Raw genomic sequence first — 13,929 nt, forward strand, 5'->3', positions numbered from 1 at the left:
ACGCTCGTGCTCAATACACCTAGATCCGGTGGGCCCGTCCGTGACCGGACGGGCCCACCGGGCTCAGCGCTCCTGCAGCACGGAGAGAACGTTTCCCGCAGGGTCCTTGAACCAGGCGATGGTCGGGCCGGCCTGCCGCACGATGCCCTTCTCGTCCGCCTCGAACTGGGGGTACTTCTCGAACGTGACCCCGCGCCGCCCCAGCTCGTCGACGGCGGCGTCGACGTCGTCGACCTCGAAGTTGAGGATCGTGAAGTCGGCCGGCCGGTGGTCGTCCTTGGGGTAGACGAGCACGCGCGCCCCGCTGCCGAGGGTGATGAACAGCATGCGCATGTCCCCGCCACCGGACTCCTCGACCTCCAGACCGAGGGTGTCGCCGTAGAACTGCTTGGCCCTGCCGAGGTCGTTCACCGAGAAACCGCTGAACGCCTTGGTGTTCCTGAACATCGCCCCGTTCCCTTCCGCCGTGGCTGGTGCCTTTCCCGGGCCAGGTCACACCAGGTGCGCGGCGCGCGCGCCGGAACGCCACGCGGAAGCGTCCGGATGGTCGCCGGGGATCACCCTCACGGAAACCCGTGCGCCGGACGTGTCCTGGGGTGCGGCCGACGAAAGCGCCGGCCGACCGTCAGCCAACTGTTCTCCCGTCGCGCCCGGTTGCCGTCCCGACGAGCGGGACTCGCACGCCCGTACCGGCCGCGGCCCGCCTCACCGACCCACTGCGGCTCCTGACGGCGACCGATCGGCGGACGGGCCTTAGACTCGGCGGATGGCGAAGTACTTCGACGTGCATCCCGAGAATCCTCAGCGACGCGTCATCACCGGTCTGGCCGAAAGCATCCGTTCCGGCGCGCTCGTCGCGTACCCGACGGACTCCTGCTACGCCTTGGGGTGCCAGCTGGGCAGCCGCGACGGCATCACCAGGATCCGGTCGATCAGGAATCTGGACGACCGTCACCACTTCACCCTGGTGTGCCAGAACTTTGCGCAGCTGGGCCAGTTCGTGCACATCGACAACGACGTGTTCCGCGCGATCAAGGCGGCGACGCCCGGCAGTTACACCTTCATCCTGCCGGCGACGAAGGAGGTGCCGCGCCAGTTGCTGCACCCGAAGAAGAAGACGGTCGGAGTCCGGATCCCCGACCATGCCGTGACCCAGGCCCTCCTCGCCGAACTCGGCGAGCCGCTGCTCTCCAGCACCCTGCTCCTGCCCGACGAGAAGGAGCCGCTGACGCAGGGCTGGGAGATCAAGGAGCGGCTCGACCATGTCGTGGACGCCGTGGTCGACTCGGGCGACTGCGGCACCGAGCCGACCACGGTCATCGACTTCTCCGGCGGGGAGGCCGAGATCGTCCGCAGGGGAGCGGGCGACACGGCTCGCTTCGAGTAGCCGGGCAGGTGTGCCTGCCAGGACGATTCGGCTTCTGTGACGATGCCCGTCGGGGCGGATTCCGGCGGCCAGGGATCCTCAGTCCCCGGCGAGCCGGGCCGGGAATCCGCCCGTGGCGATCGGACCCCACCGCTCCGGCGTGACGCGGATGATCGACTTGCCCTGCTTCACCATCGCCTCCCGGTACTCGTCCCAGTCGGGATGCTCCCCGGAGATGGTGCGGAAGTACTCGACCAGCGGCTCCACAGACTCGGGTGAGTCGATGACCTCCGCCGTGCCGTCGATCTGCACCCACGGACCGTTCCAGTCGTCCGACAGGACGATGACGCTGACCCGTTCGTCCCGCTTGGCGTTGCGTGTCTTCGCACGCTCCGGATAGGTCGAGACGACGATCCGGCCCGAGTCGTCCACGCCGCAGGTGAGCGGTGATCCCTGGGGCGAGCCGTCGGCCCGGCGGGTCAGCAGGATCGCGCGGTGACGGGGCCGTACGAACGACAGCAACTCTTCGATGTCCCCCCTGGTGTTGGTGGCGATGCGGCGTGCCATGGCCGGCACCCTACGGGAGCTCGCCGCCCGGATGCCCCGTCCCCGGCCGGGACGCCCTCGTACGGTCTCGAACGCTTCGGGCGGCGGAACGCGGGCACCCGCCCGGTGAACAGCGCCGGGCGGACCGCCCGGTGCCCGAGACGGAACGGGAGACGGCGATGGGCCACGACAGGACGCACCGACGGCACGCACCGCGGACGGCCGCCGAGGAGATCCGGCAGGAGGTCGAGGACGCCGGGACGAAGGTGCGCGACGACGACAGCGGCGACCGCGAGGCGGCGGACGCGCTGCGGCCGGGGGAGCGGCCCCAGAAATCCGTGCAGAGGCCCGACGAGAGGCGCCGCTGAACGGCGGGCGGTGGGGCGGAGGGAGGCGGAAGTCCCATTTGCGTGCATTCCTGGAGGGCCGGAGGGTAGGCGGGTGACGCCACCGCCGCAGCCGAACAGAAGGAGGCTTCCGTGCGCGACGACAACGGCGCCGGCCGGGACCCCGGAACCGAGCACCCCCGGCCCGACTTCCCCCCGCAGGACCAGGAGCACCCCGGGTGGACGGGACCGATGGACCCGCCGCCCGATCACGGCGAGGAGAGCTACCGGGGCAGCGGCCTGCTCCGGGACCTGAAGGCGGTCCTCACCGGAGGCGACTCGGGTATCGGCCGCGCCGTCGCCCTCGCGTTCGCGCGCGAGGGCGCGGACGTGCTGTTCACCCATCTGCCCGAGGAGGAGGACGAGGCCCGGCAGACGCGGGCCCTCGTCGAGGACGCCGGGCGCAAGGCGGTGCAGGTGGCGTGCGACATCCGCGAGGAGGAGCAGTGCCGCCGCCTGGTCGAGCGGGCCGTGGAGGAGTTCGGCCGCATCGACATCCTGGTGAACAACGCCGCGTATCAGATGTCGCAGCCCGACGGCATCGGCGCCATCACCACGGAGCAGTTCGACCGGGTGATGCGGACCAACCTCTACGGCATGTTCTGGTTGTCGAAGATGTCTCTTCCTCATATGCCGAGGGGCGGCTGCATCATCAACTCCACGTCCGTGCAGGCGTACAAGCCCAGCCCCCACCTGCTGGACTACGCCATGACCAAGGGCGCGATCGTCACGTTCACCCAGGGGCTGGCGCAGATGGTCGCGTCGGACGGCATCCGGGTCAACGCCGTGGCGCCAGGGCCGGTGTGGACACCGCTGATCCCGGCGACGATGCCGGACACCGTCGAGTTCGGGAAGCAGTCCCCGCTGGGCAGGCCGGCGCAGCCGGCCGAGATGGCGCCCGCGTACGTCTTCCTCGCCTCGCCCCGGGCGACGTACATCACGGCGGAGATCGTCAACGCCACGGGCGGTACGCCGCTGCCGTGACCCGTGACCCGTGACCCGTGACCCGTGACCCGTGACCCGTGACCCGTGACCCGCCGGACCGGCCGGGCCGGCGGGCGACGCCGGTGCGGCTGAGCGCCGGTCCCGGAGGGCATGCCTCTGCTTTTGCCGTTCCGGCAACCATCATTGCGGCAATGGCCCAGCTCCTCGCATGGTGGTCGCGGAGGTGGTCACGGTGACCGATGAGCTGAGGAACGGCTATGACGTGGTGGTGTTCGGTGGTGGCGCCGCCGGCTTGAGCGGGGCGCTGATGCTGGCCCGGGCGCGGCGGTCGGTGGTGGTGATCGACTCGGGCACGCCGCGCAATGCCCCGGCCGAAGGCGTGCACGGACTGCTGGCGCGGGACGGTATGCCGCCGGCCGAGCTGCTGGAGCGCGGTCGGACCGAGGTACGCGCCTACGGCGGTCACGTGGTGACCGGCGAGGTCGGTGACGTGGCTCGTGGCGACGGGCGGTCCCTCCGGTCGGAGCACGGAGGGGACTTCGAGGTGACGCTGACCGACGGCCGTTCCGTCCGGGCGCGTCGGCTGCTCGTGGCCACTGGGCTGGTCGACGAGCTGCCGGACGTGCCGGGCCTGCGCGCCCGGTGGGGCCGGGACGTGCTGCACTGCCCCTACTGCCACGGCTGGGAGATCCGTGACCAGGCCGTTGGGGTACTGGCCACCGGGCCGCTGTCGGTGCACCAGGCCCTGCTCTTGCGGCAGTGGAGCGACGACGTCACGTTCTTCTCCCACACCATGCCGCCGCCGGCCGGAGAGGAGGCGGAGCAGCTGGCCGCCCGTGGCATCCGCGTGGTCGAGGGCGAAGTGGCGTCCCTGGAGATCGCCGACGACCGCCTCGTGGGAGTGCGGCTGGGCGACGGCACCGTGGTCGGCCGCGAGGCGCTGGCCCTCTCGCCGCGGATGGTGGCGCGCGCCGGCTTCCTGACGTCGCTCGGACTGCGTCCGGCAGCGCACCCCTCGGGGGCCGGTGAGCACATCCCCTCCGACGCGGCGGGCCGTACCGAGGTGCCCGGGGTGTGGGCCGCCGGCAACGTCACCGATCTCGTCGCGCAGGTCGGCGGTGCCGCCGCGGCAGGCGCCGCCGCGGCGGCCCGGATCAACGCCGACCTCGTCGCCGAGGAGACCCGGCAGGCGGTCGCCGCCCGCCGTGACCCGTTCTCACCCGAGTCCGAAGCACGCGTCTGCGAAGTCGTGGCGGGCAACCGTCGCCACGGCCTGTGAACCACGGAAAGGAACGGGCCGTGTCCGAGGAAGGAACGGATGTGTCCGAGGAATTCGGCAAGGAGTACTGGGAGGAGCGTTACCGCGGTCACGCGGCCGCCGACGCCAGGCGTCCCAATCCGCAGCTCGTCACGGAGGCCGGCGGTCTCCCACCCGGTACGGCACTGGACGCGGGCTGCGGCGAAGGAGCCGACGCCGTCTGGCTCGCCTCGCGCGGCTGGCGCGTCACGGCGGTGGACATCGCCGCCACCGCGCTGCGCCGGGCGCGCGAGCACGCCCAGGCCCTCGGCGACGCCGTCGCGAGCCGGATCGAGTGGATCGAGGCCGATCTCACCACCTGGGCGCCCGCCGCCGGACACTTCGACCTGGTGTCCACGCACTACGTGCACCCGGCGGCGGCGCGCGACGCGCTGTTCCGCCGGCTGGCCGCATCGGTCGCGCAGGGCGGCACGCTGCTCGTCGTCGGCCACCACCCATCGGCGCCGCAGGCGCATGGCTCTCATGCCGCGGCCCGCGAGGTGCACTTCACCGCCGAGGAGATCGCGGCGGGCCTGGACCCCGACCGGTGGGACATCGCCGTCGCCGAGGCCAGGACGCGTTCGGTCACCGCGCACGACGGCCGCGAGATCGCGCTGCGCGACGCCGTGCTGCGAGCCCACAGGCGGCTTGACGGGCACGCCTAGCGGCCATCGGACTCCCGGCCCCTCGATCCGGGCGCACTCCCGTATCCGCGCCGCCGCCGCGTCCCTCGCGCGGAGGGACAGAGCCAGGGGCGGGCGAACAGGGCCTCCAAGGCGCGGGATCGAGTTCTTGACCGTCACGCGAGAGGAGGGGAGCCGGAGGCTGCGCTGTTCACACGGCCCCCGGATCACTGGGCAGTGACAGGGCAGAGCCCGTGTGCACGGTGATGCGCACCGGTCGCAGGGTGGTGGCGTCGGCCGGCGGCTCCCCGGTGCCTGGATTGCGTGCGTAGCGCGGGTGGGCCCCGCCGCTGATCTGGAGCCGCACGCGGTGGCCGGCCTCGAAGCGGTAGGCGGTGGAGCTCATCGGCACGGTGACTTCCGAGGGACCGTCACCGGAGGTGTGCACGGAGGTCAGTCCGTCGCATACGTTGGTGGAACGGCCTCGTGCGTCCACGTCGCACAGGCGGGCGAAGACGTCGGCGTATCCCGTGTCCGTGGAGATCCGCAGGCGGGCGGAGACCGGGCCGAGGACGTCCAGCGGTGCGGTCAGGGAAGAGCCGGTGAATGTCAGGACGTCGTCCCGCGCTTCCAGGGCGCGGTTGTCGAGGGGGCCCGCGTCGCGCGAGAGCAGGGGCCCGCCGAGCGAGGGGGTGGGGTCGGCCGGGTCGTAGCGGAGCGACACCGGCGGTGCAGAGTCCGCGGGCGCCCGCTCGGTGAGCGTCCCGTCCGCGGACGTGAACCAGGCGGTCGTGCCGGGGTTCGCCGGCCAGCCGTCGAGATCCCGCCACGTACCGTCGCCACCGACGTGCACGCGCACGGGGGAGGGGCGCAGGCCGCCGCGGTCGTCGCACAGGTGCGCGCGCAACCAGGCCAGGCTCTCGGCGAACACCACCGGCCAGCCCTGTTGAAGCGCCGAGGTGTGGGTCCAGGGGCCGACGAGCAGGGCGCTCTCGCATCCGGCCCGACGCAGGCGGCCGTACTGCTGGAAGGTCTGGTCGACCAGCCCGTCGTACCACCCGGTGGTCAGGGCGACGGGCACGGTCAGCCGTTCCGCCGCCTCGGCCAGGACGGCGCCGTGCCAGTACGGGTCGTCGGCGTCCGGGTGCGTCATCATGTCGTCCAGCCAGGGGACTTCGCCGAGGACGGGCACGTACGCGCCGCGCAGCGGCCGCGCGGTGGTGATCTCCCGCAGCCGGCGGTGCAGGCGCAGCGTCGCCCTCACGAAGGGCGTGAGCCCCCGGTGCTGGTACGTCATGCCGAGCCCCACGGCGAGGGCGTTCTCCAGCCGGAGGGCGCCGCCCTCGTGGAAGAGGGCATGAGGATCGTGCAGGCCGACCTGCACCACCATCGCCTTGAGCTCCGGCGGCGGATCCAGAGCGAGCGCCCACTGCACATAGCCCAGGTAACTGGGGCCGACCGTGCCCAGCGTCCCGTTGAACCAGGACTGCTCCCGCAGCCAGGACACCGTGGCCTGCCCGTCCGCGGGCTCGTTGCGCCACAGGTGGAACCGGCCGCCCGAGCCGCCGGTGCCGCGGCAGCTCTGCAGGACCACGTGGAAGCCCTGTTCGGCGAAGAGGACGCCGTACATGGGAGACCACGGCAGGCCCCTGCCGTAGGGCGAGCGCACGAGAAGCGTGGGGAAGTCGCCCTCCGCGCGGGGGAAGTAGTGGTCGGTGACGAGGGGGCTGCCGTCCGCGGCCGGGACCACGAGCCCCGGTTCCCAGCCGACCTCGTGGCGCCTGGCCGGCAGGCCGCGCCACGTCGCCCTCATCATCCGTGACGCCAGCGGCGGTTTCCCGGCAGGTACGGCCCGGCCGGGCCTCGATGCGACGTCGCACGCGTGTGGTGTCATACGCTTGCCCCTTATTCTCGTACGTCGTACGAGAATAAGGGATGCTTGGATGACGTTCGCAAGTCCGGCCGCCGGAAAGGAAGAAGAAAACGTGACCCGCGGTGACGAAGCCGGCGGCGCCACAGGCGTCGACCCGCAACAGCTCTGGCTGAACCCCGTCCGGTCCGGCAGAGGACGCAAGCCCGCATTCAGCCGCGAGGCCATCACGGCCGCCGCGGTCGCCCTCGCGGACGCCGAAGGGCTGGAGGCGGTCACCATGCGGCGCGTCGCCTCCCAGGTGGGAGCCGGCGTCATGTCGCTCTACAGCTACGCCCCCGACAAGGAGACCCTGCTGGATCTGATGGTCGACCACGTCAGCGGCGAACTGCCGACGACCGGTCCTCTCACGGGCGACTGGCGCGCCGACCTGAAGAGCATCGGCCACCTCCAGCGAGACCTGATGCTCCGTCACCCCTGGCTTCCCGCCACCCTTGCCGCCCGGCGGACCCTCGGCCCGAACTCGCTGGCCTTCCTGGAACGCGCGCTCGCCGCCCTGCGGCCCACCCGGCTGGACGGCGCCGCGAAGCTCGAGGTCTTCAGCCTGCTCACCGGCTTCGTCGCCGGGCACGTCGGTTACGAGACCTCGCAGGCGGCGGCCGCGGACTCCTCCGACCGGGCGGCGGCCGTAGCCGGCTACCTCGCGGCTGTCGCCGCCGACGGCCGCCACCCGGAGCTCGCCGAAGCCCTTTCCGCACCCGGACGGCCCCTGGATCCCGACGCCACGTTCGCCCGGTTCCTCGACCGCCTCGTCGACGGTCTCGACACCGACTGACGGGCTCGGACACCCGACTTGACCTTGCCCGTCGTCAGCCGCGCTGGTAGAAAGCGGCATCCGCACCACAGGACAACGGCGTTCGTGGACCTTCCGCCCGCCTGTGCCCGCAGCGCGCCGCCGGGCCGTGCACAGATCGCGAGACCCGATGCCCCTCGACGCCCCCGACCGCCCCGCCTTCCTGCTGCTGCACGGCTGGCAGCACCACCGCCCGGACGGGCACTGGCTGCGCTGGCTGGACGGGCGGCTGAGCGATGCCGGTCATGACTCGTCGTACCCCCAGCTGCCGGACCCGGACCGGCCGGACCTGCGGACCTGGCTCGACGCGCTGGACGAGAGGCTCACGGCTCTGCGGGGGCGGGAGATCGTCGTCTGCCACAGCCTCGGATGCCTGCTGTGGCTGCACGCGGTGGCCCGCCGGCCCGGCCGGGTCCTGGCCGGCCGGGTCCTGCTGGTGGCGCCTCCGGCACCGGAGACGGCGGCCGGTCATCCGGAGATCGCCGCGTTCGCCCACTCCGGAGTGACGGGCCGCGACGTCGCGGCCGCGGCGCCCGGGGGCACCCGGCTGGTGGCGTCGGACAACGATCCTTACTGCCCCGAGGGCGCTCTGGCCGTCTTCGCGACGCCGTTGGGACTGGACAGCGACCTCCTGCCCGGAGGAGCGCATCTGGACCTCGACGCCGGGTACGGTCCCTGGCCGGCCGTGCTCGACTGGTGCCTGGACCCGGGCGTGCGCGTCGTACCGGCGGCCTCCTCGCCCGGAGCGGGCCACGTCGTCGCCGAATGAGCGCACGGGCGTCGATCACGAGCTCTTCAGTGCCGTGCTGAAGGCGTCCATGCAGGAGGAGCAGTAGCGTTCGACGGCTGCTTCGAGCTGGGGTGCCGTGGCGGGGGACAACTCCAGGGGGACTCCGCACAGGGGACTGGCGGACGTTCCCTTGCTGATCACATGCCAGATCAGTTCGCCTCGGTCGGCGGTGGCCTCGGCGCGCATCTCGTACATCGGCGTGCCTTTCTCTCGCGGGCCCGACAAACGGCCCGTCCCCATGGGAGCCCGTCTCGGCCGAACGGACCAACGGGGAGGGCCGAACGGGGGAAAAGGAGCGGGAGTGGTTTACCGGGCGGGGAGCACCAGTGGCGCCGGTGCACCTGGGAGACGTGCGGTTTCGCGGACCGGACGGCCCGGGACCCACCTCCACGGTGTCACGCCCTGCCGGACACCGCCGGGTGCAGCCGTCGCGCCGCCTCGCGCCCGATCCGTCAGGACGCGCTTCCATGGGCAGCCGGCGGGTCGTGTTCTCGTGTGCCGTCCATGTCGCCCGGCCGGAGGCGGACACGGACGGGCGTCCGCCCGCGGCTTCCGCGAGCGGGCCGGTGGCGGGCCTAGCCTGTGCATGGTCCTGGAGGTGTGATGGTCCACGTCGACCCCGTTCGCAAGCCGGTCACCGTGACGCGCGCGCAGGTACTGGACTACCGGGTGGCAGTGCACCGCATCGAGCACCCGTCCGACGACCCGCTCCGCGACGGCGTGGTGGTGGCCGGGGTTCAGGACTCCCCGCCCGGCCGCACCGCGGCCCTCGCCCTGCGGGCACGCGGCGAGAGCCCCGATGCCGAACGCCTCGCCCTGGTCCACTCCATGCGCGCCGCCACGCACCTGCACCGGGCCGAGGACCTGGCCACTCTCGCGGCAGCGCTCCGTCCGGACGAAGCCCGCGACCTGGCCAAGGAACATCTCGGTCCCTTCGGGCGAGAGCCGGCCGCCGAGCGCATTGGCCTCGGTGCCGCGGTCGGCCAAGTCGCCGAAGCGATGCGGGCGGTGACCGCCGACGGGCGGGCCCGCACGAAGGGCGAGCTGAGCACCGCACTCAGCGAGGTGGTCGACCTGCGGCTGCGCCCGTGGTGCCAGGGCTGCGGCGTACACCACGTGCAGGACACCCTGTTCCGGTACGCCACCTTGCAGGCCGGGCTGTGCATCGCGGTGCGCACCGCAGGACCGTTCCCCTACGTACGGCGGTCCACGGGCCGGCGCCGACCCGATCCGCAGGACAGCCGCAGCCTGCTCGTCCGCCGGTTCCTGCGGTGGTGCGGTCCGGCACGTCCGGCGGACCTCGCGAAGTGGCTGGCACTCACCCCGGCGGGCGCCCGGCGCCTGTGGGACCCGCTCGGTGACCAACTCGCCGAGGTCACCGTCGAGGGGCGGCGCGGCTGGGTGCACCACGAGGACCTCGACGCGCTGCTGACCGCGCCCGCCGCCTCCGAGGTCCGGCTGCTGCCGCCGTACGATCCGCTGACCGAACTCGCCGACCGCGAACTCCTGCTGCCGGACCGGGCCCGGCGCGGCGCCGTCTGGCGCGCGACGGCACCCCCCGGCGTGCTGATCGTCCGCGGCGAGATCGCCGGCACCTGGCGCCGACGCGCCACAGCACAACGGGTGACCGTCACGATCCAGCCGTTCGACACCCTCACCTCCACCGAGCGCCGCGCCGCCCGCCGGCACGCCGAGGTACTGCACGAGAACGCGGGTCACGCCGTGGAGACACAGTTCGCTCCGTGAACCGGCCCGGCTGCAGCGGATGCCGGAACGGCTACTGGAGACCGGACACCTCGAAGACGTTCCGCGCCATCTCCCGTTCGAGCCGTTCGGCCAGCTCGCGCATGACGTCCGCGCCGCACAGCAGCAGCCCTTCGGCACGGCTGGTCCGGCCGCCCTCGTCGAGGAGCAGCCACAGCTGCGGGTCGGCGACCAGGACCCGCGGATCGAGCTCGACCCGGCCCCCGTCCGTGTCCCGCAGCACGATGCGCTGTGCCACGCCGTCCGCCCAGCGGACCGACACCAGCCGGTCCATGCGTACACGCCGTTCGCGCAGCAGACCGCGCGACACCAGGAAGCGCGAACCCCAGGAATTTTCCCCCACGGTCACCTTCGGCGGCACGAGCACCACGAACAGCAGGACGGCCAGCGCGGTCCACAGCGCGGTACGCGCCGGCGTCAATCCGGCCGCGATCGCGTCGACGGCCAGCAGCATCGTGAGGAGCACGGTGGCGCAGACGGCCGCGAACCGCACGTGCAGCGCCCAGCCGCCGTGCCGTGGCGCACGGGAGGCGGCGCCTCTCCCGCCCCGCCCCCGAAGCGATCCACTGATGCGCCTCATGACGGCGACCGTAGACCCCGCGCGGGCCCGGGCGCAGGGCTTGACGCAGAACTGACCTTCTGCAGGAGCCCCCTTGACGGACGGCACGGGCGTTGTCGGCGAGGACACGGCCCCACAGAATGGTCTCTCGTCCTGCCGAGCGCCGCCGCACGGCAGGACGCACCTCCGGCTACGACAGCGTGTCGGTGACCACCGACGCCGCCTGAGCGATCAGCCTGTTGTCGAAGGCGGCGTCCTTCTCGCTGCGGTTCGACATGATCGCCACGACGATGGGGGAGGCGTCGGGGGGCCACACGACGGCGATGTCGTTGCGCGCGCCGTAACCGCTGCCCGTCCCGGTCTTGTCGCCGACCACCCACCCCTTGGGCACCCCGGCCCTGATCAGCTCGTCCCCGGTCTTGTTGGTCCGCAGCCACGTGGTGAGCTGCGCGCGTTCCGCTTGGCCCAGGACGTCTCCGAGGACGAACGCGCGCAGGTTCCCGGCCATCGCCCGCGGCGTACTCGTGTCCCGCGTGTCGCCCGGAGCCCATCGGCTCAGCTCGGGCTCGCGGCGCTCCATCCGCGTGACGTCGTCGCCGAGCTCCTCCAGTACGGCGTCGAGGCCCTTCGGCCCGCCGAGCCGGTCGAAGAGCAGGTTGGCCGCCGCGTTGTCGCTGTAGCGGACGGCGGCCTCGCACAGCGCCCGCAGGGTCATTCCGGTCCCGACGTGCTTCTCGGTCACGGGGGAGTGGGTGATCAGGTCGTCCCTGGAGTACGTGATCACCTGGTCCATGCCGCCCGGGGAGTGCTGTCGCAGCACCGCACCGGCGGCCAGCGCCTTGAACGTGGAGGCGTAGGCGAAGCGTTGGCCGTCCTTGTAGGCCACCTCGCGTCCGCTGCCGGTGTCGACGGCGTAGACGCCGAGCCGCGCGTCGTACCGGCGCTCGAGCTCCTGGAAGGCGCCGACGAACGGCTTCGCGGCCGTAGTCGCCCTCGTCGTCTGCGCGGACGGAGACGACGAGACCGGCGGGCCGCCGTCCTGGCCGCACGCGGCCAGCGGGACGAGCGCGAGCACGGCAACGGCGCCGACAACGGTGCGCCGGACACAGGTGCGCTGCATGGTCCGAACCTCCAAAGAGCCCCGCACGCAGGGCGGATGAGGGGATGGAACGGCACGACCCCATCCCGGTGCGTGGTCGTGAGTGCCGGGGCCATCCTCACCTCCGGGCTGCCATGCGGTCCCATGCGCTCGTGCGCCGTTCCATGCTGATCCGGCACAGGGTTCGGGATGTGGATCTGGTGGGAGCGTGTCGCACGAGGAGGGGACAGAGGCCAGATCCTCGGTCGTGCCGTCGCTGCGTATCCGAGCGGCCCGCCCTCACCGGCCGGAGTGGCGGTGCACCACGACCTGAAGCGGTGCGCGGAAGGAGAGCAGGCCGAGCATCGGCGGCTGCGTCCCCGGTTCCACGAGCGCCGCGTCCGGCAGAGCACGGGCTGCCGCCCGCAGAGCGACCGCGGCTTCGGTGCGGGCCAGGGAGGCGCCCAGGCAGCGGTGCCGTCCCGCACCGAACGCCAGGTGGTGCCGGATGTTCTCCCGGTGCGGGCACAGCCGTTCGGGGTCGTCGAACACCTCGGGGTCCGACCCGGTGCCCATCAGCATCAGCAGCAGCTGCGCTCCGGCCGGCAGGCGCACACCGGACAGTTCCGTCTCACGCGCGGTCACCCGGCGCCAGGTGGTGACCGGCGGCTCCCGCCGCAGGATCTCCTCCACCCACGCCTCGGCGAAGCCGTCCTCCCGTGCGACGCGCGACCAGACCTGCGGATCGGACACGGCCCGCAGGAGCGCCGTGGAGATCAGTTGCCCGGTGGTGGACTGCCCGGCGATGAACACGAAGAAGCACACGGCCACAGCGGTCGCGGCGTCCAGCGGCGTGCCGTCCGGCTTCCGGTGCCGGCGCAGTCCGCCGATGAGCCCGTCCGTCGCCGCGGCCGAGGACACCTGCGCGGTCAGCCACTGGTGGAACGCACCGACCTGCTCCGCCAGGTGGAGCTGCCGATCGGCGGGAGGGCGACCGTAGAAGAGTTCCAGTGCGGCGTCGCTCCACGTCGCGAGCGTGGAGGCGGAGACGCCGTCGATGCCGAGGAGCCGCATCATCACGCGGCACGGCAGGAGCCGCGCGTACTCGGCGGCCAGATCGCAGCGGCCGCCGGCGGCGTAGCGGGACCGCGGACCGGACAGCATCTCCGCAGCGGTCTGCTCGACCGTCGGCACTGCCGCCGCGACGCGCTCGGCGTTGAAGAAGCGCATGACCAGGCGCCGGAGGTCCGCGTGGTCGGCGCCGCGGTTGTTGGCCAGTGCGGGCGGCAGGGAGAAACCCGCCCTGGCGAGGGTACGCAGTACGCGCACGGGCAGGGGTGTCACGGAGTGCTGGGCGTTGTCCGGCAGATACGTCCCCGGGTCGAGCAGCACGCTCCGCACGTCCGCATAGCGGCTGACCAGCCACAGGCCGGTGTCCGGATCGAAGTGGACGGGCGAGGTGCTCCGCAGCGCTGCCAGCGTGGGGAACGGGTCGGCGACGAACGGCGGGTCGAAGAGGCCGGGAATGCCGGGAAGTCCGGTCGGCAGGGGTGCCGGACGTGTCTCCGTGGTTGCCACGCGCGTGTTCTCCGTCAAGGCGTACGGACCATCACCCGACGGGGGACAGTTGACCAAGCTGCCCGCTCGGGGCCGAGGCCACACGATAACCGACCGGGTGAGCGGGGCGTCGTGCGCCCCCGCCCGGGGCGGGCCCTGGCGCGGACCACGGCCGGCTCGGCGTAGGCGGCCCGGGGCGCGGCGTCGGCCGGGCGTTGCCGCCCACGAGGATCTTCCCGCCCTGCGCCTGCACCCGGGCGAGGGCGTAGTCACCGTCCTCGACGAAGCCGAGCGA

15 protein-coding genes are annotated in these 13,929 nt (G+C 72.6%); 8 read left to right on the forward strand and 7 right to left on the reverse strand.

All coding sequences use genetic code 11. The annotated features are described in order from the left end of the window. Positions 1-63: 63 nt before the first annotated feature. Complete coding sequence (locus HW130_RS13235) at positions 64-447, reverse strand: VOC family protein (protein WP_177149739.1); 384 nt, start codon at positions 445-447, stop codon at positions 64-66. A gap of 319 nt (positions 448-766) precedes the next feature. On the opposite strand from HW130_RS13235, the gene HW130_RS13240 reads away from it, so the two are divergent. Beyond that, positions 767-1,387, forward strand: coding sequence for an L-threonylcarbamoyladenylate synthase (locus HW130_RS13240; protein ID WP_177149740.1), 621 nt, complete (start codon positions 767-769; stop codon positions 1,385-1,387). 78 nt (positions 1,388-1,465) lie between these two features. Here the strand turns inward: HW130_RS13240 and HW130_RS13245 are convergent, their stop codons facing one another. Then, positions 1,466-1,933, reverse strand: a complete 468-nt coding sequence (locus HW130_RS13245; RefSeq protein ID WP_177149741.1) for a PPOX class F420-dependent oxidoreductase — start codon at positions 1,931-1,933, stop codon at positions 1,466-1,468. A 131-nt stretch (positions 1,934-2,064) separates the two neighbouring features. On the opposite strand from HW130_RS13245, the gene HW130_RS13250 reads away from it, so the two are divergent. From HW130_RS13250 to HW130_RS13265, 4 genes are all read left to right on the forward strand, one after another. Continuing rightward, positions 2,065-2,280, forward strand: coding sequence for a hypothetical protein (locus tag HW130_RS13250; RefSeq protein ID WP_177149742.1), 216 nt, complete (start codon positions 2,065-2,067; stop codon positions 2,278-2,280). A gap of 111 nt (positions 2,281-2,391) precedes the next feature. Next, positions 2,392-3,282: an SDR family oxidoreductase gene (locus HW130_RS13255; RefSeq protein ID WP_177149743.1), complete on the forward strand. Its 891-nt coding sequence runs from the start codon at positions 2,392-2,394 to the stop codon at positions 3,280-3,282. A 169-nt stretch (positions 3,283-3,451) separates the two neighbouring features. Continuing rightward, positions 3,452-4,522, forward strand: a complete 1,071-nt coding sequence (locus HW130_RS13260; protein ID WP_177149744.1) for an NAD(P)/FAD-dependent oxidoreductase — start codon at positions 3,452-3,454, stop codon at positions 4,520-4,522. A gap of 20 nt (positions 4,523-4,542) precedes the next feature. Further along, positions 4,543-5,205 carry a class I SAM-dependent methyltransferase gene (locus HW130_RS13265; protein WP_309140423.1) on the forward strand — a complete coding sequence of 221 codons (663 nt, stop codon included), beginning with the start codon at positions 4,543-4,545 and terminating at the stop codon, positions 5,203-5,205. A gap of 169 nt (positions 5,206-5,374) precedes the next feature. On the opposite strand, the gene HW130_RS13270 is transcribed toward HW130_RS13265, so the two are convergent. Beyond that, positions 5,375-6,976, reverse strand: a complete 1,602-nt coding sequence (locus HW130_RS13270) for a CocE/NonD family hydrolase (RefSeq protein ID WP_177149931.1) — start codon at positions 6,974-6,976, stop codon at positions 5,375-5,377. A 130-nt stretch (positions 6,977-7,106) separates the two neighbouring features. Between HW130_RS13270 and HW130_RS13275 the strand changes: the two genes are divergently transcribed. Both HW130_RS13275 and HW130_RS13280 read left to right on the forward strand, forming a co-directional pair. Further along, positions 7,107-7,868, forward strand: coding sequence for a TetR/AcrR family transcriptional regulator (locus HW130_RS13275; RefSeq protein ID WP_177149745.1), 762 nt, complete (start codon positions 7,107-7,109; stop codon positions 7,866-7,868). 148 nt (positions 7,869-8,016) lie between these two features. Then, positions 8,017-8,655, forward strand: a complete 639-nt coding sequence (locus tag HW130_RS13280; RefSeq protein ID WP_177149746.1) for an alpha/beta hydrolase — start codon at positions 8,017-8,019, stop codon at positions 8,653-8,655. A gap of 15 nt (positions 8,656-8,670) precedes the next feature. Here the strand turns inward: HW130_RS13280 and HW130_RS13285 are convergent, their stop codons facing one another. Beyond that, positions 8,671-8,871: a hypothetical protein gene (locus HW130_RS13285; RefSeq protein ID WP_177149747.1), complete on the reverse strand. Its 201-nt coding sequence runs from the start codon at positions 8,869-8,871 to the stop codon at positions 8,671-8,673. Between the two features lie 408 nt (positions 8,872-9,279). Here HW130_RS13285 and HW130_RS13290 point away from each other — a divergent pair, with 408 nt between their 5' ends. Further along, a complete protein-coding gene (locus tag HW130_RS13290) occupies positions 9,280-10,422 on the forward strand; it encodes a winged helix DNA-binding domain-containing protein (protein WP_177149748.1) in 1,143 nt (380 codons plus the stop codon). A 31-nt stretch (positions 10,423-10,453) separates the two neighbouring features. Here HW130_RS13290 and HW130_RS13295 read toward each other — a convergent pair whose 3' ends face one another. The 3 genes from HW130_RS13295 to HW130_RS13305 form a co-directional block, all read right to left on the reverse strand. Then, positions 10,454-11,020, reverse strand: a complete 567-nt coding sequence (locus tag HW130_RS13295) for a hypothetical protein (protein ID WP_256356066.1) — start codon at positions 11,018-11,020, stop codon at positions 10,454-10,456. A 169-nt stretch (positions 11,021-11,189) separates the two neighbouring features. Then, positions 11,190-12,119, reverse strand: a complete 930-nt coding sequence (gene bla / locus HW130_RS13300) for a class A beta-lactamase (protein ID WP_177149749.1) — start codon at positions 12,117-12,119, stop codon at positions 11,190-11,192. 258 nt (positions 12,120-12,377) lie between these two features. Further along, positions 12,378-13,655 (reverse strand): cytochrome P450, encoded by a 1,278-nt coding sequence (locus HW130_RS13305; RefSeq protein WP_309140424.1) that lies wholly within the window; start codon positions 13,653-13,655, stop codon positions 12,378-12,380. Between the last annotated feature and the right edge of the window lie 274 nt (positions 13,656-13,929).

Source organism: Streptomyces sp. PKU-EA00015, assembly GCF_013387495.1.
Classification (GTDB): domain Bacteria; phylum Actinomycetota; class Actinomycetes; order Streptomycetales; family Streptomycetaceae; genus Streptomyces.

Excerpts from the sequence above, each read along its gene's own strand:
- bla (WP_177149749.1), bottom strand. The coding sequence starts at position 12,119 with ATGCAGCGCACCTGTGTCCGGCGCACCGTTGTCGGCGCCGTTGCCGTG.
- HW130_RS13240 (WP_177149740.1), top strand. The coding sequence starts at position 767 with ATGGCGAAGTACTTCGACGTGCATCCCGAGAATCCTCAGCGACGCGTC.
- HW130_RS13290 (WP_177149748.1), top strand. The coding sequence starts at position 9,280 with ATGGTCCACGTCGACCCCGTTCGCAAGCCGGTCACCGTGACGCGCGCG.
- HW130_RS13285 (WP_177149747.1), bottom strand. The coding sequence starts at position 8,871 with ATGTACGAGATGCGCGCCGAGGCCACCGCCGACCGAGGCGAACTGATC.
- HW130_RS13295 (WP_256356066.1), bottom strand. The coding sequence starts at position 11,020 with ATGAGGCGCATCAGTGGATCGCTTCGGGGGCGGGGCGGGAGAGGCGCC.
- HW130_RS13245 (WP_177149741.1), bottom strand. The coding sequence starts at position 1,933 with ATGGCACGCCGCATCGCCACCAACACCAGGGGGGACATCGAAGAGTTG.
- HW130_RS13260 (WP_177149744.1), top strand. The coding sequence starts at position 3,452 with ATGGTGGTCGCGGAGGTGGTCACGGTGACCGATGAGCTGAGGAACGGC.
- HW130_RS13235 (WP_177149739.1), bottom strand. The coding sequence starts at position 447 with ATGTTCAGGAACACCAAGGCGTTCAGCGGTTTCTCGGTGAACGACCTC.
- HW130_RS13280 (WP_177149746.1), top strand. The coding sequence starts at position 8,017 with ATGCCCCTCGACGCCCCCGACCGCCCCGCCTTCCTGCTGCTGCACGGC.
- HW130_RS13270 (WP_177149931.1), bottom strand. The coding sequence starts at position 6,976 with ATGAGGGCGACGTGGCGCGGCCTGCCGGCCAGGCGCCACGAGGTCGGC.
- HW130_RS13275 (WP_177149745.1), top strand. The coding sequence starts at position 7,107 with ATGACGTTCGCAAGTCCGGCCGCCGGAAAGGAAGAAGAAAACGTGACC.